A 22,437-nucleotide genomic window follows, 5' to 3' on the forward strand; every position below is an offset into this window, starting at 1 on the left:
AAATGTCACGGATCGAAACGCACAACGCGTGGGTCGAATTTCCCATCTTCGATGCCAAGTCACGCTCGCTGAAAAAGGCTTTCCTCGGCAAAGCCGGCGGCGCGATCGGCCGCAATCCGTCCGATGTCGTGGTGGTCGAAGCCTTGCGCGACATCACCTTGTCGCTGAAGGAAGGCGACCGGATTGGGCTGGTCGGCCACAACGGCGCAGGCAAGTCGACATTGCTGCGATTGCTGTCGGGGATCTATGAGCCCACGCGCGGCAGTGCGGCCATCCACGGTCGGGTGGCGCCCGTCTTCGACCTCGGCGTCGGCATGGACCCCGAGATCTCCGGCTACGAGAACATCATCATCCGCGGCCTCTTCCTCGGGCAAACGCGCAAACAGATGCTCGACAAGGTCGACGAGATTGCGGATTTCACCGAGCTCGGCGATTACCTCGACATGCCGCTACGGACCTACTCGACCGGCATGCGGGTCCGCCTCGCAATGGGCGTCGTGACCAGCATCGACCCGGAAATCCTGTTGCTCGACGAGGGCATCGGCGCCGTCGACGCAGAGTTCCTGAAGAAGGCCCGCAAGCGCTTGCAGGCGTTGGTGGCGCGGTCCGGCATTCTGGTGTTCGCGAGCCACTCCAACGAATTCCTGGCGCAGCTCTGCGACACCGCCATGTGGATCGATCACGGCACGATCCGGATGCAGGGCGAGATCGAAGACGTCGTTCGTGCGTACGAGGGTCCGGACGCTGCCGCACACGTTCGGCGCACGCTGGAGGAGATGGCGGCGGAAGAAGCACGTGAGTAACCCGCGCATCGTCGCCGTCGTCGTCACCCACCGGCGGCGGGAGCTGCTGAGCGAGTCGTTGAAAGTCTTGGCTACGCAGTCTCGCCCGGTCGACCACCTGGTCGTCGTCGACAACGGGAATGAAGCCGAGGTGAAGGCGCTGGTCGAGGGTCAACCGATCCCGACCACCTATCTCGGCTCGGCACACAATCTCGGCGGCGCGGGCGGCTTCGCACTCGGGATCTTGTACGCGTTGTCGCTGGGTGCCGACTGGGTCTGGCTAGCGGACGACGACGGCCGACCAGACGGTCCGGAGGTGTTGGCGACGCTGCTCGACTGCGCGCAACGCAATGGCCTCGAAGAGGTCTCACCGGTCGTGTGCGATATCGACGACCCGGACCGCTTGGCCTTCCCATTGCGACGCGGCGTCGTGTGGCGACGCAAGCGATCGGAGTTGGGCAACGAGGATCTCCTGCCTGGAATCGCCTCACTGTTCAACGGAGCGTTGTTGTCGTCCACGGCGATCGAGGCAGTCGGCGTGCCGGACCTGCGACTCTTCGTCCGTGGCGATGAGGTCGAGGTTCATCGACGATTGGTACGGTCCGGGCTGGCGTTCGGCACCTGCTTGCAGACCGCGTACCTGCACCCCAATGGCGCCGCCGAATTCAAGCCGATACTCGGTGGCCGGATGCACACGCAATATCCCGACGATCCGACGAAGCGGTTCTTCACCTACCGCAACCGTGGCTATGTAATGGCTCAGCCCGGCATGCGTCGGTTGCTGCCGCAGGAGTGGATCCGCTTCGGCTGGTACTTCCTGATCACGACCCGCGACCCCGCCGGCCTGCGCGAATGGCTGCATCTACGCAAGCTCGGCCGCAAAGAACGCTTCACCAGGCCTTAGCCCAACCGTGCGCGAGTTTCACCCCTCCGGGGGTGAGACTCGCGCACGGTTGGGTGGTGAGCGTTTGTGCGTGAAAATCCCGTAAACCTCGCATGTTCAGTCACGTCTTTTGCTAGCGTCGTTGCCCATGGGGATTCGTCGTGCCGTCGGCGTAGCAGTCGTTGCCTGCGCCCTCGCGGCCACTCCGGCAGCAGCGGATCCGCTCTATCTCCCGCCCCAGGACCTCGCCGCCCATGCCAACGGCGAGATCTTGCAGTCCCGCGAGATTGCGGCTTCGGCGTTGCTCGTCCCGCTGCCTGTGCGGTCGTGGCAGGTGCAGTACAAATCGTCGGACTCCGACGACAACGCCACGACAGGCGTCGCCACGATCCTCGTGCCGAACACACCCTGGCCGGGGCCCGGACCGCGCCCGCTGGTGGCGTTCCAAGCGGCGATCGACAGCGTCGGCACTCGATGCGATCCGTCCTACGCGATCCGGGACGGCATTCAGACGACCGGTTTCACCAATTCACAAGCCGAAATGCCATTCGCACTCGCTGGATTGCTACGCGGGTGGGCGCTCGTCATCGCCGACTTCCAGGGCCCGCAGGCGCGCTTCTTCGACGGTCCGCAGAATGCGCACAGCGTGCTCGACGCGATTCGGGCGACGCTGCGTTTTGCGCCAGCTGGTCTGCCGACCTCCACGCCCATCGGCGCATACGGCGTCTCGGGTGGTGCGTTCGCGACCGCGTGGGCCGCCAAATTGCAGCCGTCGTACGCCCCTGAGATCCCGCTGGCTGCAGCACTGCTCGGCGACCTGCCCGCCCGACCTGCGTCGCTGAACGGCATCAATCGCGGGCCAGAGGCTGGGCTTCTAGTTCTCGCTCTCGTCGCGGCCGTGCGAAACAATCCGGAGTCGCGACTCGAGGAACTGCTCAACGAACGTGGTCGGGCGGTGCTCGCAGAGAATCAGACCGCCTGCGCAAGCGAGCTACTGCCGAAATACCTGAATGCCGACATCAACGAATTCAGCGCTGTCCCGGACCTTTTCGCCGAGCCACGAGTGCAGGCAGTGCTCGCGGCGCAGAACCTCGGAACTTGCGCACCTGCCGCGCCGCTGTACGTGTATCACAGCGTTGCCGACGAACTGATTCCGATCGACAGCGTCGACGCCACAGTTGCGGAGTACCGCGCCCACGGCACTGACGTCACCTATGTGCGGTCGCAGATACCGACTCATACCGGTGCGGGGTGGGGCGAACTGCCCGGCGGACTGACCTTCCTCGCCGACCGTCTTACCCGAGAGGCTTATCGATGAACCTGCGCACGACGACAGCGCTCGCGGCGATGGCAGGAACGATTCTCACGGGGATTGCAAACCCGGCACATGCCGAACCACGGACCATGTTTCAGCACTACGTATCGCTCGGTGATTCCTATGCCGCGGTCGCCGACCACACGTCGCTGCGGGGCGAGCCCGGTTGTTTCCGGTCGACCAAGAACTACGCCTCCGACCTTGCGGCGATGCTGGGCGTCCGCCGCCACGATGACGCTAGTTGCGGCGACGCCAAAACCGAGAACATGACGCAACCGCAGCCGATTACGGGTGGCGTCAACCCCCCTCAATTCGACGCGATCACCCCCGACACAGACCTCGTGACCGTCAGCATCGGCGGCAACGACGTCGGAGCCGTCACTGCACTTGCAACGTGTGGGATGTACGGGCTGCTCGACCGTGCAGGCAACCCTTGCCAACAGATGAACGGACTCGAGTCGATAAACGGCCCGTTGGCCGATGTCGCGGACCGCGTCGGCAGGGTGGTCGAAGGAATCCGGGCCCGCGCGCCGAAGGCCACGATCGTCTACGTCGGCTATCTCGCACCGCTGCCGGAGGCCGGTCCGTGCGCGACCACACCGATTGCCGACGGCGATATTCCTTACATCAAGGCCGTGCACAAGAGGATGGTCGACACCTTCACCGCAGCGGCCTCGGCGCACGGCGCATTGATAGTCGACGCAAGCGCCGTGACCGGCCACGACTTGTGCCAGCCGGCGGGGGTGCGGTGGGTCGAACCATTGCTGCCGTCGACCATCACGAGCCCTTTTCACCCGAACGCCGCAGGTCAGGCCGCAGTCGCGGACCTGATCGCTGCAGCGCTCTAGCTCCTCCAGAAAAACCTCTTGCGAGTCCCTATGCGGACCTGTCATTCTCGAAATCACTGAATTCGCGTCGAGTAGAGGGAGGGTGTCGGTCCATGTTTGTCACGCCGGGTTTTGTGCTGCACACCCTCGAAAACCCTCCTCGATGAAAGAACCACTACGTTGTTTGATCCTGGCCAGCTCGGCCGCTACGGCTGGACCGACGCTGTTTCCGCACGTTTCACCCCGCATCTCACCGACGACCTGATTCCCGCTCGCGTCACGCGAGTCGACCGCGGCGAATGCGACACCATCACATCCACTGGACCGATTCGCGCTCGAATCGCCGAGCACTATCTGTGCACCGGCGACTGGGTGACGATCGGTGACCGCGGCGGCCACCCGACGGTGGTCGACCTCGTCCCCCGCCACGGCACGATCATGCGGTCGTCGGCGTCGGCGCGGTCGGAGGCACAGGTCCTCGCGGCCAATGTCGATACGGTCCTCGTCGTGACCGCCATCGACGGCGACGTCGACCTCGGGAGGATCGAGCGCATGCTCGCCCTCGCGTGGGAAAGCGGCGCGACGCCGGTCGTCGTGCTGACGAAGGCTGACGCAGTACCGGATCCGGCGTTGGCACTTGCCGAAGTCGGCGCCGTTGCGCCGGGAGCCACCGTCCTTGCCGTCAGCGCCCGGACCGCGGAAGGCATCGACATCCTCACTGCTGTTCTCGACGGGACGGTCGCGCTGATCGGTCCGTCGGGTGCTGGCAAATCGACGTTGGCGAACACGTTGCTCGGCGAGGATCTGCTCGCCACCAACGACGTCCGGGCTGTCGACGGCAAAGGCCGGCACACCACGGTCCACCGTGAGTTGATTCCGCTGCCGTCCGGTGGCGCGCTGATCGACACTCCTGGATTGCGCGGGATCGGCCTCTGGGACGCGGCGGAGGGAATCGAGCTTGCCTTCCGTGACATCGAAGAGCTTGCACAGCATTGCCGCTTCGACGACTGCGCGCACGTGGCCGAGCCTGGGTGCGCTGTGCTGGGAGCCGTCGAATCGGGCGATCTTCCGCAACGCCGACTGGACAGCTATCGCAAGCTGACGCGCGAAAATGATTGGGTGGCAGCACGTTCGGACGCCCGATTGCAGTCGGAACGGACTCGTGCGGTGAAGTCGCAATCACGGGCGCTGCGGCAGCTGTACAACAACCGCCGATCCTGGCAATCCCGCTGAGTCGACCCATGATCACCTGGATACTCTGCTGAGGAGGCAAAGCCGCCGCAGACGAGATCTCAGGGAGCGCAGATGACCACATCGGACGCAAAGCCGCTGGCCGGCAGAACAATGATCATGTCGGGAGGTAGCCGCGGAATCGGTCTCGCGATCGCTCTGCGTGCTGCCGCCGACGGCGCGAACATCACGCTGATCGCGAAGACCGACACCCCGAATCCCAAGGTGCCGGGCACGATTCACACGGCAGCAGCAGAGCTGGAGGCGGCTGGCGGTCAGGTGCTGGCGTTCGTCGGCGACGTGCGAAACGACGATGCTGTCGCCGAAGCCGTCCGGCAGACGACCGAGCGGTTCGGCGGCATCGACATCGTCGTCAACAATGCCAGCGCGATCGATCTGAGTCCGACCGATGTTATCCCGATGAAGAAGTACGACCTGATGCAGGACATCAACTGTCGGGGCAGCTTCCTGCTGTCGAAGCTGTCGATTCCGGCGCTGCGCGAATCGGCTAAGGCGGGTCGCAATCCGCACATCTTGACGTTGTCACCCCCGCTCAATCTCAATCCGAAATGGGCCGGTACGGCGTTGGCGTACACGATCGCGAAATACGGCATGAGCCTGACAACGCTCGGACTCGCCGAGGAGCTGAAGAAGGACGGCATCGGGGTCAATTCGCTCTGGCCACGCACCACGATCGCGACCGCGGCCGTGAAGAACCTGCTCGGCGGCGACGACATGATGAATGCGTCGCGTACTCCCGACATCTATGCCGACGCGGCGTACATCGTGCTGACATCGCCGAGCACCGAGGCCACTGGAAACTTCTACATCGACGATGAGGTGATGGCGAGCGCGGGCGTGACCGATCTGGAAAAGTACCGGGCAGGGACGCCAGGTACCGAACTTCAGCTCGACCTTTTCCTGGACGCCTAGTCCGGCTCGGCCCCGGGGAGGACACGAGGGTGGATCCAGAGATGCGCGAGTATGGAGCGCAAATCTGGAACACCGTCGCCCGGGTGACGACCGAGGGCTTGATCATCGCCACGGTCGACGGAACCATCATCGAGTTCAATGCAATTGCTGAGCGCATCTTTCGCCAGGACCGCGCGAATGTAGTCGGTAAAACGATGCTCGACGTGCTGGTCCCTGCTGGGCTGCGCGGCGCGCATCGCGCGATCATCGCCAGGTTGCGCGCCGCCGACGCGCCGGGTGCCGTCGTCCGCTTTCGAACGTTGATCCAGCGTGGGGACGGCACGACAGCACCGATCGAGGCCGGGATCAGTTCGACGCGTGTGCCACGCGGCGCGAACGGCGGTCCCGAACTGATCGTCGCGTTCATTCGCGACCCGGACCGTCGCGGTCCGGGTGCACCGCGCAAACCCTTTATCCCGCTCACAGCCGAGCAGCCGCCCGAAGACTTCGGCGACCGCATCGCCGAGGTTCTCGAGTGGGCGCCCGTCATCATTTTCACGGTCGGCCTCGACGGGATCATCCGAATGTCGACTGGCGGTGGCCTCGCCCGGATCGGCGTCCGGACGGGTGAACTGGTCGGCCGCAGCATCTTCTCCCTCCGTCCCGAACGCGACGACCTGACCGCGAACTACCAGCGTGCGCTCGCCGGCGAACGCTTCCGCTCCCGAGTCGTACTTGAAGAGCGGGATTGGGAGACCCAGTACCAGCCGCTGTACGACGAGGTCGGCGAACTCCGCGGAACAATCGCGATCAGCATGGACGTCACGGCACAAGTCGTCAGCGAGCGTGCACTCCGCCTACTGGCCGAGACCGACACGGTCACTGGGCTGGCCAGTCGGTCGCACACCGAGGACCTGATTGCCGAGGTTCTCGCCACCGGACGATCGCTGGTCTTGATGCTGGTCGACCTCGATGACTTCAAGGACATCAACGACTCACACGGACACACCGTGGGCGACAAGGTGCTCCATCGCGTCGGCATGCTTTTGCAAGCCACGGTGCCAGCAGGCTCGATCCTCGGACGATTGGGCGGCGACGAGCTGGTCGTCGGGATCCCGGACTCCGGGCTGGAGGATGCCGAGCCGATTGCCCGGAGGATCCTCGACGCGATTTCGCATCCGATGCACATCGACCTCGAATTGGTCGACGAGGCGCTGAACCTCGAGGTCGCAGTGACTGCCAGCGTCGGCATCGCGATGGCCCCGGCTGACGGTGACACAATTTCGAGTCTGCTCACTCGAGCGGACAGCGCGATGTACGCCGCGAAGCGCTCAGGCCGATCCGCGCACCGGTTCTATCGCGCCGACGCCGATCGCGCGAGCAGACGTCTCGCGGTCTCGACACGTCTCCGCAACGCCATCAAGGCAGGCGAACTCAGTGTCGAGTATCAACCGGTGCACGACCTCACCGACTCCACGATCGTCGGTTTCGAGGCATTGGCACGGTGGAACGACGACACGCTCGGTTCGGTAAGCCCGGACGAGTTCATCGCGCTTGCCGAGCGCTCCCCACTGATAGACGAAATCTTCGAACTCGTTCTGCACCAGTCCCTCGCTACTGCGGCGGTGTGGAACTCGACGCACGACTCTTCGTCGCTGGTGGGCATCAGCGTGAACATCGCGGCGCGACAACTGCGGGACACGTCGCTGCCGGGCCGGATCGTCGGTGCCGCCGACGCGGTCGGGCTACCGCCCTCGTGTGTGACGCTCGAACTGACCGAAACCGCGTTGATGGACGAAGGCCCGCGCACGCTGCGGGTGCTGAGCGCGCTCCGCGACGCAGGTATTCGCGTATGGATGGACGACTACGGCGTTGGCTATTCGAATATGGCGCGGCTCGGTGATCTGTCCGCCGCGGGCATCCTCGACGGGGTGAAGATCGACCGCACCTTCGTCGCAGATCTACCGACCGCGCGCGCGGAAACACTGCTGCGGATGTTCTTCACCATGACCGAATCGCTCGGCGTCACTGCCGTTGCCGAGGGCATCGAAAACGACGAGCAGCTGCAGGTACTGCGTCGCCTGGGCTATCGATACGGGCAGGGTTGGCACTTCGCGAAGTCGATGCCGGCCACCGCGGCAGTGCAGCTCGTCCTAGACGACTGACCGCGCGAAATCCCGCTCGGCCAGCGATTTCAGCGTGAGCAGTTGCTTACGCATCATCACCAGATCGCCAAGCGCCAGCGCGCGACCGATCAACCGAATACCGCCGAAAACGACGCCTACGTGCAGCCGAGTGCCAATGCCGTCCGGGCGGACGGCGTAGGTCACCGCGACGTTGTTCGTCCGCAACGTGATGTGTTCGTCGGAGCGAAACGAGACGAGCGAGAAAATCGTCATGAATCTCTGACCGACTTCGAGGTCGACAAGTTCGGGGTTGCGCTCCTGCGGGCTGCGGCGGCCGAAGTTGTCGAGCACGTCGTAGCTGTACGGCGAGACGCGAAGCTGGCAGAGCCAGGCGAACACGATCGACGGCGGTGCGGCGATCGAAATTGCGCGGTCGGCGCGCTGGATGCTTTCGGCGAGGCGGTCGCACGGTAGATCGGCTTTTCGCTCCTGCGGGGTCGCGCCCCAGTTCATTCCGGGAATCATGCGACGTTCTCCCCAGCTCGCTCGGCGGTCGCGGCAATCCGTCCCAACAGCAAGAGCCGGGTCGCAATCTTGTGCAGACCGGAGCTGATGACTAGTGCTCGGTAGACCTTGCCGTGCACGCCGGGGAAATCTGCCCACGTTTGCGCCCGCACGATCGTCCGGCCAGGGCCATCCTCCTCGAGCACGAATACCAGCTCGTAAATCGAGAACGGGTGCCTCCCGCTCAGCGCGAGACGTTCCACCGGGGTCGCGGAGTCGACGACGAAACCGTTCATCGCCTTCAGAGGTTCGGTGCCACCTCGACAGGTGACACGGAGCAACGCATCCCATGTCGTTGCGCGGGAGGCCTTGACGGATGTGGCATGCTCATCGATATAGGGTAAACGTTCCATATAGAAGGAATGTACTAGATCGTGGCTCCCCCTCGCAAGCACGACACCGACGTGATCCTCGACGCAGCGCGAGCACTCGTCCTCGCCGACGGTCCGCGCGCCGCCAGCGTCGCCGCGATCGCCAACGCAAGCGAAGCGCCCGCAGGCACGCTGTATCACCGCTTCGGCAATCGAAACGGCATCCTGACCGCGGCGTGGCTGCGCGCTCTCGAGCGATTTCAGACGATGGCGATGGCGAGCGATCCGACGGACCCGCTCGAGTGCGCGGTCGCGATGGCTGTCGCGTCGATCGCCTTCACACGCGCGCAGCCCGACGATGCAAAGTTGCTGCTGCTCAGGCCGAGGGACCTCCTCGACGGCGGCACCGATGACGAGTTCGAGAAGCAACGGGCAGCAATGAACGTGCCGATCTTCGAGCGGCTGGCCTATCTCGCGAGGGAACTGATGGGTAGCGCAGACGAACGCAACCTCGACACCCTCGCGCGCGCTGTCGCCTTCTTCCCCTACGCGGTCGTCCGATGGCACGTGTACGACGCGCATATGCCGGAATGGCTCGAGGAAGACATCGCCCGTGACGTCCGAGCGCTACTCAGCGTCGCGCCGCGGTGAGCCGAACAATCTGCGACATGTGCAGCTGCCACTGCTGATCGACAACGAAACCGCGTTCGACGAGCAGCGCGTGGTCGGGTGATGCGTCGAAGTGATACGGACCGAGCGGCCAGACCTCGTTCGACGTGTGCCGGATCGTGTGCGCGGCATCGCGGTCGGCATCGCCGATGTACCAAAGCACAGTGCAGTCCCCCAGATTCACTGCCGAAAGCTGCAGGTTCTCGTCCCATAGCCAGCCCTCGGCCACCGCCGACCGTCCGGCTCCCACATCACGCAGGCCATCGAAAGCCGACGGCCGGATGTTCTTCGCCACGCGCGCGGACGTCGGATTCCACGCAGAACTATTGGCGAACAGTACGCAGTCACCCGGTCGGCCATGATCGGCCATGAACGCCGCGACAGCGCTGAAATCCATGCCGCTCGGCTTGGACCACTCGCCGCGCTGCGCCACGTATGCGGGCACCGCCGCGGCGATGAGCGCACCGAGCATGGCCAGCGCGATCCACCGCGTCGAAGCGAGTGCTCCGATGCCCGCGCCGACAAGCAGCGCGACCGCAGGGGTCGTGAACGTGAGATAGCGGTCCAGGTAAACCGGCTCGATCAACGAGTACCCGACGAGCAGCCCGGTCGGGACCAACGCCCAGGGCAGCGCGACGGCGACGAGCCGACCACGAACCCGCACCACCCCGACCACCATGAGCGCCAACGCCAGTACCGCGAACACCGGCGCGCCAACGAACCATTGGTATTCCAGCAGGGCTCGGATCATGTGCCGGTCCGGCGCAGGAATCCACGCAACCTGCCCCGACTGACTGCTGATCACCCTCGCCGCGGGCAAGGCGAGGAGACCGCCCGCGACGGCCGCGGTTCCCCACGCCGCAAACGCCTTTCGATTGAGCACGACGACGACCAGCGCGTGCGCAATCACCAGCGTCGCCATATCGATGAACAGCACGATCGAGACGGCGCAGCCAAGTGCATAGCCGGCCCACCACGGCCAACGACCGCGGCGCAGCGCGACGACGAGCACGACCGTCAGCCAGACCGCGGCCGTCGCCGTGCACGCGTAGGACCGCGCCTCGACAGCCGCCCACGTCACGCGCGGCAGTATTGCGAAGACCAGGCCTGCGAGCAGCGCGGTCCGGCGGTCGGCGACCAGTTGGCCGAGAGTGACCACCCCAGCGGCAGCGACACCGACGGCAAGGGCGCTCGGCAATCGAGCCGTGAACTCCGATTCACCGACCAGGCGAAACCAGAAATGCATCGCCAAGTAGTAGAGGCCGTGCACCGCGTCCTGGTGATCGAGAAACCGCAGCAGATCGGGCAGCGGTCGTTGCGCCGCGAACACGGTCGCGCCCTCGTCGTACCAATACGACGGGCGCCACGAGAAGGCTGCGCCCAGGACCCCCGCAAACAGCCCAACCCACACTCGTGAGTCTTTTAGGAGTCCCTGGACTCCAAAAAGACTCACGACCGGAGGCCGTACAACCTCTCCCAGTTCTCGCGGCTGGTCAAGGTCGGCATTGCGTCGCGGTACTGCTGCGCGACGTCCGGCAACTCGTTTCGTAGCCTGCGCAACACTTTCACAGTGCGAACGAGCAGCTGACGCGCTTTCGCCTTGTCGCGCTGCCGAATGCGCACACCCGATTGGGACGAGTCGGTAACCACCGCGTGATCGAACAACGAGACGTGCCACCAATACGCGTCTTCACGCGTGACGCCTATGACGCCGTGCTGGGTCCGGCCGAACCACTGGTCGATGGCGCGCTTGATCAGGACCAGCCGATCGTGACTCGGTTCGCCCGAGGCCCGACGAACGTTCACGTCGGCGTCGCGAATCGGCGCAGTCGCCGCGTCGTGCTTGATCGTTTCGGGATATTCGGCACGCGCCTTCCGGATCGCGGCCATCGCCGCGATTCCACCGTCTTCCAGCGTCTTCGGGCCGTCCAAGAAGTCTTCGATGCCTTGCAAAGTCGTGTGGACCAGGCCGTACTGCATCGCGACCAAATGCTCGGACAGTTGCCGGAAGAACTGTTTGCTGATCGCCTTCGTATCGAGGTCGATGTGCAGGGCCGCGACGATCAGCGAGTTGCGGGTGGAGAAATAGCGCGCCCAGTCGTCGAAATCTTTCCAGTAGAAGTCGGCATGCCAGACCGCCGCGTTCGGGAGCGTCACGGTCACGAATCCGGCTTCGCGCGCGCGGATTCCGTACTCGACGTCATCCCATTGGAAGAAGACGGGAATCGGCAGGCCGATGCGCGCGACGACTTCGGCGGGGATCAGGCAGGTCCACCAAGCGTTGTAGCCTGCGTCGACGCGACGCTCCTGCCGTTTGGTCAGCATCGAGACGTTGCGCAGGGCCTTCGGCACCTTGAGCCCGTGGTTCAGCTTCGGCAGGTCGACGTATTCGGCGCCGACATTGAGGTAGTCCGGATTCAGCAGGAACAGCATCTGCGCACCGACCAGCGTCGGCTCGACCGTGAGGTTCGCGAAAGCGTTGAGCCGCAGCACGGTTTCGGGCTCGCACAAGATGTCGTCGTCCATCAAGATAACGTCGGCGTGCTCGTTGACCGAGGAGACCTCGAACAGTCCGCGGCTGAAACCGCCCGCGCCACCGAGGTTCGGCTGCTGCAGGTAGCGCAGCTTGTCGCCCATCGTCACGGCTGTCTTCTGGTACAGCTCGCGCTCCGCGACCAGGTCCGTACCTTGATCGACGACGAACACGGCGTCGATCGCTTCCAATACCGTTTCGTCACTGGCCAGCGCAGCAACGGTTTTGGCGCAGTCGTCGGCGCGGTTGAAGGTGCAGATCGCGATGGCAACCGGACGGACGCGCTCAGGTGCTGCTACGGTCCATTTCAGGTCCGTGATGTCGACACTGCCCCCGGCTGCGGTGATTTCGAGCCACAGCGCACCGCCGTCGACGAATTTGTCGAGCGACGCAGTCATCGACACGACGCCGGACCTGGTGACGTCGACGCTGTCGACGATGCGCCGGTGACCTGCGATATCCGACGCCAGCAACTGGATGCGTGCACGCTTCTCGACCTTGAGCTGCGCCGAGACGGTCACCTCGCGGACGGTCGTCCAGCGCTGCCAATAGCTCGCCGCAAACCGGCCGAAGTAGGTGTTGAGGTTGGCCTGCGCGCCTTTGCCGAGGTGCAACGACAACCGGTCGCGCTGCGAATTGCCCTTTACCGAGACGTACAGATCGTCGTTGATCGTCGGCGATGGCCCGACGTAGATGCCGCGCTGCACCACCAGACGGTCGGGCGCTTCGTGGTCGACGAGCAGGCTGCTCGGCGCGGCCTCTATCTGATCCATTCCGCTCCCTGCGTCGATGTCTTCGTGCGCGGCGAGGATACCAATCAGCCGATGGTCCCGTGCGCCTCGTAGTGCTTCACCGTATCCGGCTTCGTCAAGAGAAAGCGGTCGTCCTCGGGGTAATAGACCGCTTTGTCGATGTCGTCGCCGGCGAATCCACGGATGGCGTCCAACGACGGCCACCAGCTGAGCGTGATGACTTCGCAGCGCTCGTCGTCGATATCCCTGACCGCGATCTGCGCGCCGAGATTGCCCGGCGTCGCGCGGTATTCAGCCAGTCCGGTCCCCGCGATGTACTCGACGTACTCGTCTCGAAATTCGCGACGAAGCTCGCCTCGCCACTCGCGCAGAATCGTCATTCGGCACTCGCTTTCTCACCTTTGAACACGAACGTGTCATACGCCCAGTACCGGAACCCCATGGCCACGGCCTGCCCGATCAGGGTCCCGGAAATGTTGTCGGACAACGGCGTCGACAAGTCCAACACGTAGCGCGAGAACCCGAGGCAGGCAAGTTGCAAGCCGATGGCTATGACATTGAAAACCGCGTAGAGAGCGTATTGGCGCAGCGGATTGCTGGTGGGCCTGTGCGAGAACGTCCACCACTTGTTGCCGAAGTAGGTGACGACGGTGGCAGCGGCGATAGCGAGGAGCTTCGCGTACAAGGGCGCGTCGAACATCGGACCTTTGCCTCCCCAGAAGACAAGGGCGTTGAAGATTCCGGCATCGACGAGAAATCCGATGGCGCCGACGACCAGAAATGCACCGCCGAGACGCACGGCTGTGGTTACCTTCGTCAGGGTGGAGTCGGTGATCGGCATCGAGGGACTGTAACCTGCCCATGCACGCATTCGCACCGGACTCAAAGAGGACTATCAAGGGTGGACTCCGCAGAGCTTCGCCTTGCCGCACTCGTCCCTTGCCACAACGAGGAAGCGGCGATCGCCAAGGTAGTTGCCGATCTGAAGGCAGCAGTCCCTGGCATAGCGGTCTATGTGTACGACAACCTCAGCACCGACGCGACCGCCGAGCGGGCGTTGGAGGCGGGCGCAATCGTGCGGCGTGAGCTGGCAAAAGGAAAAGGCAACGTCGTCCGGCGAGCGTTCGCAGACATCGAGGCCGACATCTACGTGATGATCGACGGCGACGACACCTATGAGGCATCGGCCGCACCCGAAATGATCAAAACGCTGCTCGAGGGTCCGTACGACCACGTCCTCGGTGTTCGGCGCCAGGTAGAAAGCACCGACACCGCCTACCGCGCCGGCCACGAGACCGGCAACAAAGTCCTCAACGGCGTGGTCGGCAAGGTGTTCGGCGAGAACGTGCAAGACATGCTCAGCGGGTTCCGGGTCTTCTCACGTCGTTTCGTCAAAAGCTTTCCGGCCGTCTCACGCGAGTTCGAGATAGAGACGGAGCTGACCATCCACTCATTGCATCTGCGAGTGCCGCAGGCGTCGGTGACGGTCGATTTCCGCGACCGACCGCCGGGCAGCGAATCGAAGCTTCGGACCTACCACGATGGCTTCAAGATTCTGTCGCTGATCATCGGACTCGCTCGCCATGAGCGGCCAGTCGCGTTCTACGGGTTGTTCGGCACTTTGAGCCTGATCGTGGCGATAGTTCTGACCATTCCGATCGTGATCGAGTACTACGACATCGGGCTGGTCCCCCGTTTCCCGACGCTGTTCCTTGCGTTCACGCTCGTGATGCTCGGGTGCCTCGCATGGACTGCCGGACTTGTCCTCGACGGCATCCGACGGTCCCGGCACGAAGCCGCGAGGCTGGTTTACCTGCGCTATTCGGCGGTGTCGGAAAATCGACGCAATGACGGATAGCGCCGTGACGGATAGCCCGGTGACGGACAGCGAGACCGCGGCAACCGATAGCAAGCCGAAACTCTCCGAACGGGCGGTCGGCGTGGTCCGCCAATGGGGTATCGCATCCTGCGCTTTCACCATCATCGCCGCGATTTTCGGGACGGTGTTCGCGGTCGTCACACCGCCGTTCTGGGGCCACGACGAGGTCACCCAGTTCGGTCGCGCGTATCAAGTCGCACATCGAGGGTTGTTGCCCCACGAGATCAACGACTCGCGTGGAATCGCCTACGGCGGCGACGTCGACGCCACCTTCGACGACCTCATGGGCTACGCCGTTCGCGACTACGTGAACAACGGCGAAGACCCAGAGCCTCGCGTCGGCGACAGCGACGGCTACGACAGCCTCGAGTCGCAGCACCTCAACGGCGACATGCACACCATTTGGTTCACCAATACCGCTGCATATTCACCGGTCCCATATCTACCGGCGGCGGTCGGCATTCAGACCGCCGAGGTGTTCGATCTGGACGTCGGCGGATTCCTGCTCATGACCCGGCTGGCCGGACTGCTCGCCTATGTTCTGATCGTCGGCTTCGCCCTGCGCGCGTTACGGGAGCGACGGGCGCAGTGGCTTGTGTTCACGGTCGCCATGTTGCCGATCGCCATCTTCCAAGCAGGCACGATCACCGCCGATACCGTGACCAACGCGGTCGCGATTCTGGTCGGCGCGCTACTGCTGAAATCGCTGTTTCTCGGCGACCGACTGAGCAAGCTCGAATCCGCGGCGCTGCTCACGTCGGTGATCGTGCTGCCGTTGTGCAAGCCGACCTACATCTTCGTCGCGCTCCTCGTCTTGCTCGTTCCGCTCGACCGGCTGGGTCTGTCACCGCGATTTCGGCTGGTGCCATGGGGTTTCGCTGCCGTCGGCACCTTGTCGTTCCTCGCCTGGACCAAGATTTCGGGCGGGACCACGAACGGCATGGGTTTGATGCGCACGAAGGACCAATGGAATTCGGTCCGGCCGAGCGAGCAGTTGCAGGGCATCTTGACCGATCCGGTGAATTTCATTGCCGTCTTCTGGCGAAGCATCCTGCGCCGGGACAACAAGTGGTTCGACGGATTCTTCGGCGAACTCGGCTTCAGCTGGGTCGAGGTGCCTGCGACAACGATCGTGGCCTGCTTGCTCGCGATCGCGCTGTCGGTGGGTATTGCCGAGCGCATGACCGTGTCGTTCCGCAAGGCTCTGATCGTCACTCTGGTCGTCGCAGCGACGGTCGGTATGATCTACGTGACGCTGTACCTGACCTTCTCGCCGGTCGGTTTCTACATCATCGACGGAATCCAGGGCCGCTATTTCGTCCCGCTGGCAATCCTGTTCTTCGCCGCGTTGTTGCGGTGGACATCGCTGCGATTGTCCGACCCATCGGGCGGGCTGAACCTGCGCGCGCCGGTGATCATCATCATCGTTGCCACTGTGATTTCGCTGATCACGGCGGTAGCGAGGTACAACCTCTACGTTTGGGGCTGACCCTCCGCTAGAGGGTGGCTTCGCCTTGGGCGGCGTAGTTCTTCTCGGTCGTCGCCTTCTGAGGGCGCCACCATGCCTCGTTGTCGCGGTACCACTGCACGGTCGCCTCCAGCCCGGACCGGAAGTCGCGGTACGACGGCGTCCAGCCTAGTTCGTCGCGTAGCAGCGACGAATCGATGGCGTAGCGCAGGTCGTGACCGGCTCGGTCGGTCACCGCGTCGTAATCGTCTGCTGGACGGCCGAATGCTTCGAGAATCATGCCGACAACGGCTTTGTTGTTCTGCTCGCCATCTGCACCGATCAGGTACGTCTGACCGATGCGGCCCTTCTCGATAATCGCCCAGACTGCACTGTTGTGGTCGTCCACGTGGATCCAGTCGCGGACGTTGCGGCCTTCGCCGTAGAGGCGCGGCCGGACGCCGTCGATCAGGTTGGTGATCTGCCGCGGAATGAACTTCTCCACGTGCTGATACGGACCGTAGTTGTTCGAGCAGTTCGAGAGCGTGGCGCGCACGCCGAACGACCGCGTCCATGCCCGGACCAGCAGGTCGCTGGAAGCCTTGGTCGCCGAATACGGGCTCGACGGGTTGTACGGCGTCGACTCGCTGAACCGCTCCGGATCGTCGAGTTCGAGATCGCCGTAGACCTCGTCGGTCGAGATGTGGTGGTAGCGAACGTCGTAGCGCCGGACCGCCTGGAGCAGCGAAAACGTGCCGACGACGTTCGTCTGGACGAACGGCCACGGATCGTTGAGTGAGTTGTCGTTGTGCGACTCCGCTGCAAAATGCACGACCGTGTCGACACCGCTGATCAGCTCGTCGACCAAGTCCATGTCGGCGATGTCGCCGTGCACGAAGTCGATCTTGTCCGCGACGGGGTCGAGCGACGCCCGATTGCCTGCGTAGGTCAGCGAATCGAGCACCGTGATCGTCACATCGGGACGCTGGGCGACGGTCTGATGCACAAAGTTCGCGCCGATGAATCCAGCGCCGCCGGTTACGAGTAGCCGCATGGCAGTTACCTCCGGCTGACGACGATACCTGGCCGATGGGCCATGATGATCTTGCCTTCGCCCAGGCCTGTTCCGGTCGGACGAACTTGCGTCCTTCGCGTCGACACAGAACACTTTCGTTTCATGCGCGGAATCATCCTGGCCGGCGGAACCGGGACACGCTTGCACCCGGTCACACTCGGGGTCAGCAAACAACTAGTTCCGGTCTACGACAAGCCGATGATCTATTACCCGCTTTCGACATTGATGCTGGCGGGCATCCGCGACATTCTGCTCATCACTACTCCTGCGGACGCCGAGGCATTCACGCGATTGCTCGGCGACGGGAGCATGTTCGGCATCAACATCACCTACAAGCAACAACCCTCCCCCGACGGCTTGGCGCAGGCCTTCGTGCTCGGCGAGGAGCACATCGGCACCGAATCGGCCGCGTTGTGCCTGGGCGACAACATCTTCTACGGCTCAGGCCTAGGCAGCCAGCTCAAGAAGTTCACCGATATCGAAGGTGGCGCAGTCTTCGCCTACTGGGTCAGCAACCCATCCGCGTACGGCGTGGTCGAATTCGACAGAAACGGTCGTGCGATCTCGATCGAGGAGAAGCCCGCCAAGCCGAAGTCGAACTTCGCGATCCCTGGGTTGTACTTCTACGACAACGACGTCGTCGAGATCGCGAAGGATCTGAAGCCGTCCGATCGTGGCGAATACGAGATCACCGACGTCAACCGCGCGTACCTGGAAGCCGATCGCCTTCAGGTCGAGGTATTGCCGCGCGGAACGGCGTGGCTCGACACCGGCACATTCGATTCGCTACTCGACGCATGCAATTACGTCCGCACCATCGAAGATCGGCAAGGACTGAAAATCAGCGTCCCCGAGGAAATTGCCTGGCGGCGTGGTTTCATCACCGACGACGGACTGCGCGAGCGCGCGGAACGATTGGTGAAGTCCGGCTACGGAAACTACTTGCTCGGGTTGCTCGAGCGCGGCAAAGAATGGTGAGCATGCAGATCCGAGAGCTGTCGATACCTGGCGCATACGAGTTCACGCCGAAGCAGTTCGGCGACGACCGCGGCGTCTTCCTCGAGTGGTTCAAGGATTCGACGTTCACCCCGACCGCCGGCGAGCCGCTCTCACTCAAGCAGGCCAACTGCTCGGTCTCGGCGGCCGGCGTGCTGCGCGGCATCCACTACACGGCAAACCCGCCTGGCCAGGCGAAGTACGTGACCTGCTTCAAAGGCGCATTCCTCGACGTGGTCGTCGATCTGCGGGTCGGTTCACCCACGTTCGGCACCTGGGATTCGGTCCTCATCGACGACGTCGACCGGCGCGCGGTCTACCTGTCCCCCGGTTTGGGCCACGCGATCCTGTCGCTGGAAGACGGATCGACCGTCGTCTACCTCTGCTCGCTCGAATACACCCCGGAGCTCGACCACGACGTGAGCCCGTTGGATCCGGATCTCCGCATCGACTGGCCGACCGTAGGCCGAAACGGTGAACCGCTCGAATACATACTGTCGGCGAAGGACTCGATCGCCCCGACATTGGCGGTGGCGCAGGAATCCGGGCTGCTGCCGGCGCTCTAGCCTCTCGCGCGGCGCATCGGGCGCGCCTGCGCGGCCTCGCGGCGAGCTTTGAACCGCCAGAACTGGACTGCACGGAAATCTGCGGTGATCTGGTGGAGCGGATCGACGACGTCGTCCATGGTGGATGCCAACTCACCTGCGATCTTGATCAGGTCGCCGACCTTGCCGGACATCCTGGCCATGCTCAGCAGGAATTCCATGGCCAACCGGACGGCGACCGCCAGGCAGAAGATCATCCCCGGTGCGACGAGCACCATGACGACGCCCGCAGTCACCGACCACGAGAACGCCAGCCCGGTCAGCGCAATCGGAATGACGACCGCGAACGTCAGACCGAGTAGGTACACGACGGGTAGCAAGGTTCTTGTTGCGCTGCGTTCGAACCGGACGTCAGCCAGACCGCGGCCGGCCTCGCCGGCCCACTGGCGTAGCGCCGACGGCTTCTTCGGCTCGGCGGGAGTCTCCTCGACGTCCGCGTACTCGTACTCCTCCCAGTAGTCCGATTCCTCCCAGACCGACTCGGGTTCGACGTAGTACTCGCTCATTGCCTACATCTTGCCTTCTTCGGCACCACAATTCCCGCACCCTCGGCGAGTCGTCGGCACGTCGCGGTAAGTTGGCAACATCATGCGAGGTCGTGTGCTCGATGCCCTGATGTTTTTCCCGTCGCGCGAATTCCCTTGGCTACCATCGGACATCGGTTTGTCCTATACCAACGTCCGGTTCGAGGCCGCCGATGGGACGTCGCTGCACGGCTGGTGGCTACCGACTTCGGCCGAGCGCCTGGGCCACGTTCTGTTCGCACACGGCAATGGCGGCAATATCAGCGACCGCGTCGCGCATCTGGCGTTGCTGACGGCTGCAGGCTTCGACGTGCTGGCGTTCGACTATCGCGGTTACGGGCGCAGCGGCGGTCGCCCGAATGAGGCAGGCACGTACGCGGACGCGCGCGCCGCGCGGTCGGTGCTGCTCGAACAACCAGGCGTCGACCCGGGTCGCGTGTTCTACCTCGGCGAATCGCTCGGGGGCGGCGTGGTCACCGAACTCGCGCTCGCGCACCCGCCTGCCGGTGTCGTGCTCACGTCGACGTTTTCCAGCATCCGCGACATCGCGCGAAGACACTACCCACTCATACCGAACTTCGCTGTTCCCGACGCGTTTCCAACTGAGCGCCGAATCCCGCTGTTACGTGCGCCACTCTTGATCATCCATGGCGAAAACGACGAGCTGGTGCCGCCCGAGCAAGCGCGTCGTCTGTACGAGGCCGCTGTGCAGCCCAAGGACCTGCACATTCTTCCTGGAGTCGGACACAACGACGTTGTCAGCATCGCTGGAAAAAAGTGGATCGAGGTTGTGGCCGCTTGGGCGCGCCGCAGCGACACGCCGTCTTCTTAGGATTTCTCACAGGATTTTCTCAGTAACCTTTCTTGGCTCGGTGCCGATACGCCCTGTGACTCCCAAAAAGAAGCAACGTTCAAAGGAGAAGAGAGTGCGTACGACCGCCGGAACAACCTCGCCAAGCGTCCTAGCTGCTACCGCAGACAGCTATCGCGACCGCGGCTGGTTGGTATCGACGACCGCGAACGGAATCTCACTCATCACCGACGCTGCCGTCTGCGGGATCGAGCTCCCAGAAGAACTTGCCGAGGGCGTGCATGCGTTCATGCAAGCCAACGGGCTGGTCGGTCCGGTCATCACCCTTCCGGGCGCCACCAACCGCGAAATCCACCTCGTCACCGGCGTCGCCAAGGCGACGATGGCCCTCGAGGCGCTTCGTAAGCTCGGCGCGATCATCTACCAGGACGGCGCAGGCATCCCGTTGCCGCCGACCCAGCTCAGTGCCGGTTCTGCTCGTTGGGCCATCGCACCCGAGGATTGCCGCTGGACCCCGCCGGTCGTAGCACTCGCCGCCGCCGTCCGCGCGACCACCTCGCGCCGCTGGACCGCACGCAGCGCAAGCGTCGCCTGCTGAAGCTAGCTTTCCCCCACTGCCTCCCGTTACGCACGACGACGGGAGGCAGTTTTTTGCCTCGAGACCGTTTCAGGAAGATCCGCCGCATCTCGCGCGTTGCCATGAAGGTGAGCACCTTCGCACCCCAGGGTTTCTTTTCCGGGAGAGCGTCCAACCGGAAAGTGGTTGGTATGACGCGACGTTATCGGTTGAGCTGGCCTGTTGTGGCGCTGATCTGCGCGGTCTTCTCAGCTCTGATCGCGTTGCACGTCAGCAGCCCGCAACTGTGGCTCGTCGCGTTCATGGTTGTTCCGCTGGCCGTTGCACCAGTTCGGTCGATGTAACTTCGTCGGGTGACCGAGGGAACGAAACGTCAACTACCGCGGTGGTCGGAGGTTCGACCGCTACTCGGTGCCCGTAAGCCGATTGCCGACCCGGTCGAACGCCGGTTGGCTCGTGCCCACACGATTGCCGACCTTCGCGACATCGCTCGCCGCCGCTCTCCGCGGTCGGTATTCGATTACGTCGACGGCGCCGCGGAGCGTGAGGTCAGTCTGGGCCGAGCGCGTGACGCGTACTCCCGGGTCGAGTTCCACCCCCGCGTCCTACGGGACGTGACGACTGTCGATACCTCGCGAACGATCCTGGGTCACAAAGCTTCCCTGCCCTTGGTTCTCGCGCCGACGGGTTTCACGAAGATGATGCAGCACGAGGGCGAGCCGTCCGTCTACCGAGCGGCAACAGCGGCCGGACTCCCCTACGCGCTCTCGACCGTGGGTACCACGGGCATCGAAGACCTCGCAGCGGCGGCCGACGGCAGGCGATGGTTTCAGCTCTACGTCTGGCACGACCGCGACGCGAGCATGCAACTGGTCGAGCGTGCCCGCAGCAGCGGCTATGACGCGCTCGTCATCACCGTCGACACACCGGTCGCGGGCGCTCGGTTGCGCGACGTCCGCAACGGACTGACCATCCCGCCGCAACTGACGGTCAAGACCCTCGCGGATATGGCGCGTCACCCCGCGTGGTGGTTCAACTTGCTCACCACCGGTCCGCTCGAATTCGCCTCGCTGCGATCATTCGACGGTACGGTCGCCGAGTTGATCGGGCAGATGTTCGATCCGTCGGTCACCCTCGACGACCTCGCTACTCTGCGTGCGACCTGGCCACGCAAGCTGGTGGTCAAGGGAATTCAGAGCACCGAAGACGCGAGGGCTGTCGTCGACCTCGGCGCCGATGCCGTCGTCGTCTCCAATCACGGTGGCAGGCAGCTCGATCGAGCACCCACACCCCTCGAACTGCTGCCAAGCGTCGTGCAAGCCGTCGGCGATCGGGCCGAAGTTTTCGTCGACACCGGCATCATGCACGGCGGCGACTTGGTCGCCGCCGTCGGTTTGGGCGCGACCGCCGGAATGGTCGGGCGCGCCTATCTTTACGGCCTGATGGCCGGCGGCGAACGCGGCGTCGCGCGGGCAATCGAGATCCTGCAGACCGAAACGACTCGCACCCTGCAATTGCTCGGCGTCAACAGCATCGACGACGTCCGACCGGAGCACGTCACGCTCCGGTGAGGGTTTCGGGACACGCCGGATAACCAGTCGCAGGCGGCACCTGCACTG

The 22,437-nt window shown here is 63.9% G+C and carries 24 protein-coding genes; 16 read left to right on the top strand and 8 right to left on the bottom strand.

Annotation, left to right across the window (positions count from 1 at the left end; genetic code table 11):
• Nucleotides 1-2: 2 nt before the first annotated feature.
• From wzt to FGL95_RS26455, 7 genes are all read left to right on the top strand, one after another.
• Nucleotides 3-803, top strand: a complete 801-nt coding sequence (gene wzt / locus FGL95_RS26425; RefSeq protein ID WP_169593007.1) for a galactan export ABC transporter ATP-binding subunit Wzt/RfbE — start codon at nucleotides 3-5, stop codon at nucleotides 801-803.
• Nucleotides 796-1,686 carry a galactofuranosyltransferase GlfT1 gene (gene glfT1 / locus FGL95_RS26430; protein WP_169593009.1) on the top strand — a complete coding sequence of 297 codons (891 nt, stop codon included), beginning with the start codon at nucleotides 796-798 and terminating at the stop codon, nucleotides 1,684-1,686. The genes wzt and glfT1 overlap by 8 nt, the downstream gene beginning before the upstream one ends.
• 127 nt (nucleotides 1,687-1,813) lie before the next feature.
• Entirely contained in the window at nucleotides 1,814-2,983 is a 1,170-nt protein-coding gene (locus tag FGL95_RS26435; RefSeq protein WP_169593010.1) for a lipase family protein, read from the top strand.
• The gene (locus FGL95_RS26440; RefSeq protein ID WP_169593013.1) at nucleotides 2,980-3,828 is read left to right on the top strand and encodes an SGNH/GDSL hydrolase family protein; all 849 of its coding nucleotides are present in this window, start codon (nucleotides 2,980-2,982) and stop codon (nucleotides 3,826-3,828) included. Before FGL95_RS26435 ends, FGL95_RS26440 begins: the two co-directional genes overlap by 4 nt.
• 159 nt (nucleotides 3,829-3,987) lie before the next feature.
• The gene (gene rsgA, locus FGL95_RS26445; protein WP_169593016.1) at nucleotides 3,988-5,040 is read left to right on the top strand and encodes a ribosome small subunit-dependent GTPase A; all 1,053 of its coding nucleotides are present in this window, start codon (nucleotides 3,988-3,990) and stop codon (nucleotides 5,038-5,040) included.
• Nucleotides 5,041-5,112: 72 nt separating this feature from the next.
• Nucleotides 5,113-5,970, top strand: a complete 858-nt coding sequence (locus FGL95_RS26450; protein WP_169593019.1) for an SDR family oxidoreductase — start codon at nucleotides 5,113-5,115, stop codon at nucleotides 5,968-5,970.
• Between the two features lie 41 nt (nucleotides 5,971-6,011).
• A complete protein-coding gene (locus FGL95_RS26455; protein WP_169593022.1) occupies nucleotides 6,012-8,114 on the top strand; it encodes a putative bifunctional diguanylate cyclase/phosphodiesterase in 2,103 nt (700 codons plus the stop codon).
• On the opposite strand, the gene FGL95_RS26460 is transcribed toward FGL95_RS26455, so the two are convergent.
• Both FGL95_RS26460 and FGL95_RS26465 read right to left on the bottom strand, forming a co-directional pair.
• Complete coding sequence (locus tag FGL95_RS26460) at nucleotides 8,103-8,600, bottom strand: hypothetical protein (RefSeq protein WP_169593023.1); 498 nt, start codon at nucleotides 8,598-8,600, stop codon at nucleotides 8,103-8,105. The two genes, FGL95_RS26455 and FGL95_RS26460, sit on opposite strands and share 12 nt — an antisense overlap.
• A complete protein-coding gene (locus FGL95_RS26465; protein WP_169593025.1) occupies nucleotides 8,597-8,992 on the bottom strand; it encodes a hypothetical protein in 396 nt (131 codons plus the stop codon). The genes FGL95_RS26460 and FGL95_RS26465 overlap by 4 nt, the downstream gene beginning before the upstream one ends.
• Before the next feature lie 21 nt (nucleotides 8,993-9,013).
• Between FGL95_RS26465 and FGL95_RS26470 the strand changes: the two genes are divergently transcribed.
• Nucleotides 9,014-9,601, top strand: coding sequence for a TetR family transcriptional regulator (locus FGL95_RS26470; protein WP_169593027.1), 588 nt, complete (start codon nucleotides 9,014-9,016; stop codon nucleotides 9,599-9,601).
• On the opposite strand, the gene FGL95_RS26475 is transcribed toward FGL95_RS26470, so the two are convergent.
• The 4 genes from FGL95_RS26475 to FGL95_RS26490 are packed head-to-tail and all read right to left on the bottom strand — an operon-like array spanning nucleotide 9,582 to nucleotide 13,745.
• Complete coding sequence (locus tag FGL95_RS26475; protein ID WP_338080032.1) at nucleotides 9,582-11,030, bottom strand: glycosyltransferase family 39 protein; 1,449 nt, start codon at nucleotides 11,028-11,030, stop codon at nucleotides 9,582-9,584. The two genes, FGL95_RS26470 and FGL95_RS26475, sit on opposite strands and share 20 nt — an antisense overlap.
• 38 nt (nucleotides 11,031-11,068) lie before the next feature.
• Nucleotides 11,069-12,925: a glycosyltransferase gene (locus FGL95_RS26480; protein WP_169593030.1), complete on the bottom strand. Its 1,857-nt coding sequence runs from the start codon at nucleotides 12,923-12,925 to the stop codon at nucleotides 11,069-11,071.
• A 44-nt stretch (nucleotides 12,926-12,969) separates the two neighbouring features.
• Entirely contained in the window at nucleotides 12,970-13,284 is a 315-nt protein-coding gene (locus FGL95_RS26485) for a hypothetical protein (RefSeq protein ID WP_169593032.1), read from the bottom strand.
• Complete coding sequence (locus FGL95_RS26490) at nucleotides 13,281-13,745, bottom strand: GtrA family protein (RefSeq protein WP_240963316.1); 465 nt, start codon at nucleotides 13,743-13,745, stop codon at nucleotides 13,281-13,283. The genes FGL95_RS26485 and FGL95_RS26490 overlap by 4 nt, the downstream gene beginning before the upstream one ends.
• A 60-nt stretch (nucleotides 13,746-13,805) precedes the next feature.
• On the opposite strand from FGL95_RS26490, the gene FGL95_RS26495 reads away from it, so the two are divergent.
• Together FGL95_RS26495 and FGL95_RS26500 are read left to right on the top strand one after the other, a co-directional pair.
• Nucleotides 13,806-14,762: a glycosyltransferase gene (locus tag FGL95_RS26495; protein ID WP_169593036.1), complete on the top strand. Its 957-nt coding sequence runs from the start codon at nucleotides 13,806-13,808 to the stop codon at nucleotides 14,760-14,762.
• Nucleotides 14,752-16,272: a DUF2142 domain-containing protein gene (locus FGL95_RS26500; RefSeq protein ID WP_169593037.1), complete on the top strand. Its 1,521-nt coding sequence runs from the start codon at nucleotides 14,752-14,754 to the stop codon at nucleotides 16,270-16,272. Before FGL95_RS26495 ends, FGL95_RS26500 begins: the two co-directional genes overlap by 11 nt.
• Before the next feature lie 7 nt (nucleotides 16,273-16,279).
• Here the strand turns inward: FGL95_RS26500 and rfbB are convergent, their stop codons facing one another.
• Nucleotides 16,280-17,284, bottom strand: coding sequence for a dTDP-glucose 4,6-dehydratase (gene rfbB, locus FGL95_RS26505; protein WP_169593039.1), 1,005 nt, complete (start codon nucleotides 17,282-17,284; stop codon nucleotides 16,280-16,282).
• A gap of 123 nt (nucleotides 17,285-17,407) precedes the next feature.
• Here rfbB and rfbA point away from each other — a divergent pair, with 123 nt between their 5' ends.
• Both rfbA and FGL95_RS26515 read left to right on the top strand, forming a co-directional pair.
• Entirely contained in the window at nucleotides 17,408-18,283 is an 876-nt protein-coding gene (rfbA, locus tag FGL95_RS26510) for a glucose-1-phosphate thymidylyltransferase RfbA (RefSeq protein WP_169593040.1), read from the top strand.
• A 2-nt stretch (nucleotides 18,284-18,285) separates the two neighbouring features.
• The gene (locus FGL95_RS26515) at nucleotides 18,286-18,867 is read left to right on the top strand and encodes a dTDP-4-dehydrorhamnose 3,5-epimerase family protein (RefSeq protein WP_169593042.1); all 582 of its coding nucleotides are present in this window, start codon (nucleotides 18,286-18,288) and stop codon (nucleotides 18,865-18,867) included.
• On the opposite strand, the gene FGL95_RS26520 is transcribed toward FGL95_RS26515, so the two are convergent.
• Entirely contained in the window at nucleotides 18,864-19,412 is a 549-nt protein-coding gene (locus tag FGL95_RS26520) for a DUF4282 domain-containing protein (protein ID WP_169593043.1), read from the bottom strand. The genes FGL95_RS26515 and FGL95_RS26520 overlap by 4 nt on opposite strands.
• Nucleotides 19,413-19,494: 82 nt before the next feature.
• Between FGL95_RS26520 and FGL95_RS26525 the strand changes: the two genes are divergently transcribed.
• From FGL95_RS26525 to FGL95_RS26540, 4 genes are all read left to right on the top strand, one after another.
• On the top strand, nucleotides 19,495-20,262 hold the full coding sequence (locus FGL95_RS26525; protein ID WP_169593045.1) for an alpha/beta hydrolase: 768 nt from the start codon (nucleotides 19,495-19,497) through the stop codon (nucleotides 20,260-20,262).
• A 94-nt stretch (nucleotides 20,263-20,356) separates the two neighbouring features.
• Entirely contained in the window at nucleotides 20,357-20,839 is a 483-nt protein-coding gene (locus tag FGL95_RS26530) for a hypothetical protein (RefSeq protein WP_169593046.1), read from the top strand.
• Nucleotides 20,840-21,009: 170 nt separating this feature from the next.
• Nucleotides 21,010-21,162 (top strand): hypothetical protein, encoded by a 153-nt coding sequence (locus tag FGL95_RS26535; RefSeq protein ID WP_169593048.1) that lies wholly within the window; start codon nucleotides 21,010-21,012, stop codon nucleotides 21,160-21,162.
• A 9-nt stretch (nucleotides 21,163-21,171) separates the two neighbouring features.
• Complete coding sequence (locus tag FGL95_RS26540) at nucleotides 21,172-22,389, top strand: alpha-hydroxy-acid oxidizing protein (protein WP_169593050.1); 1,218 nt, start codon at nucleotides 21,172-21,174, stop codon at nucleotides 22,387-22,389.
• The last annotated feature ends 48 nt before the right edge of the window (nucleotides 22,390-22,437 follow it).

The sequence above is a fragment of the Antrihabitans stalactiti genome (assembly GCF_012932915.1).
GTDB classification, from domain to species: domain Bacteria; phylum Actinomycetota; class Actinomycetes; order Mycobacteriales; family Mycobacteriaceae; genus Antrihabitans; species Antrihabitans stalactiti.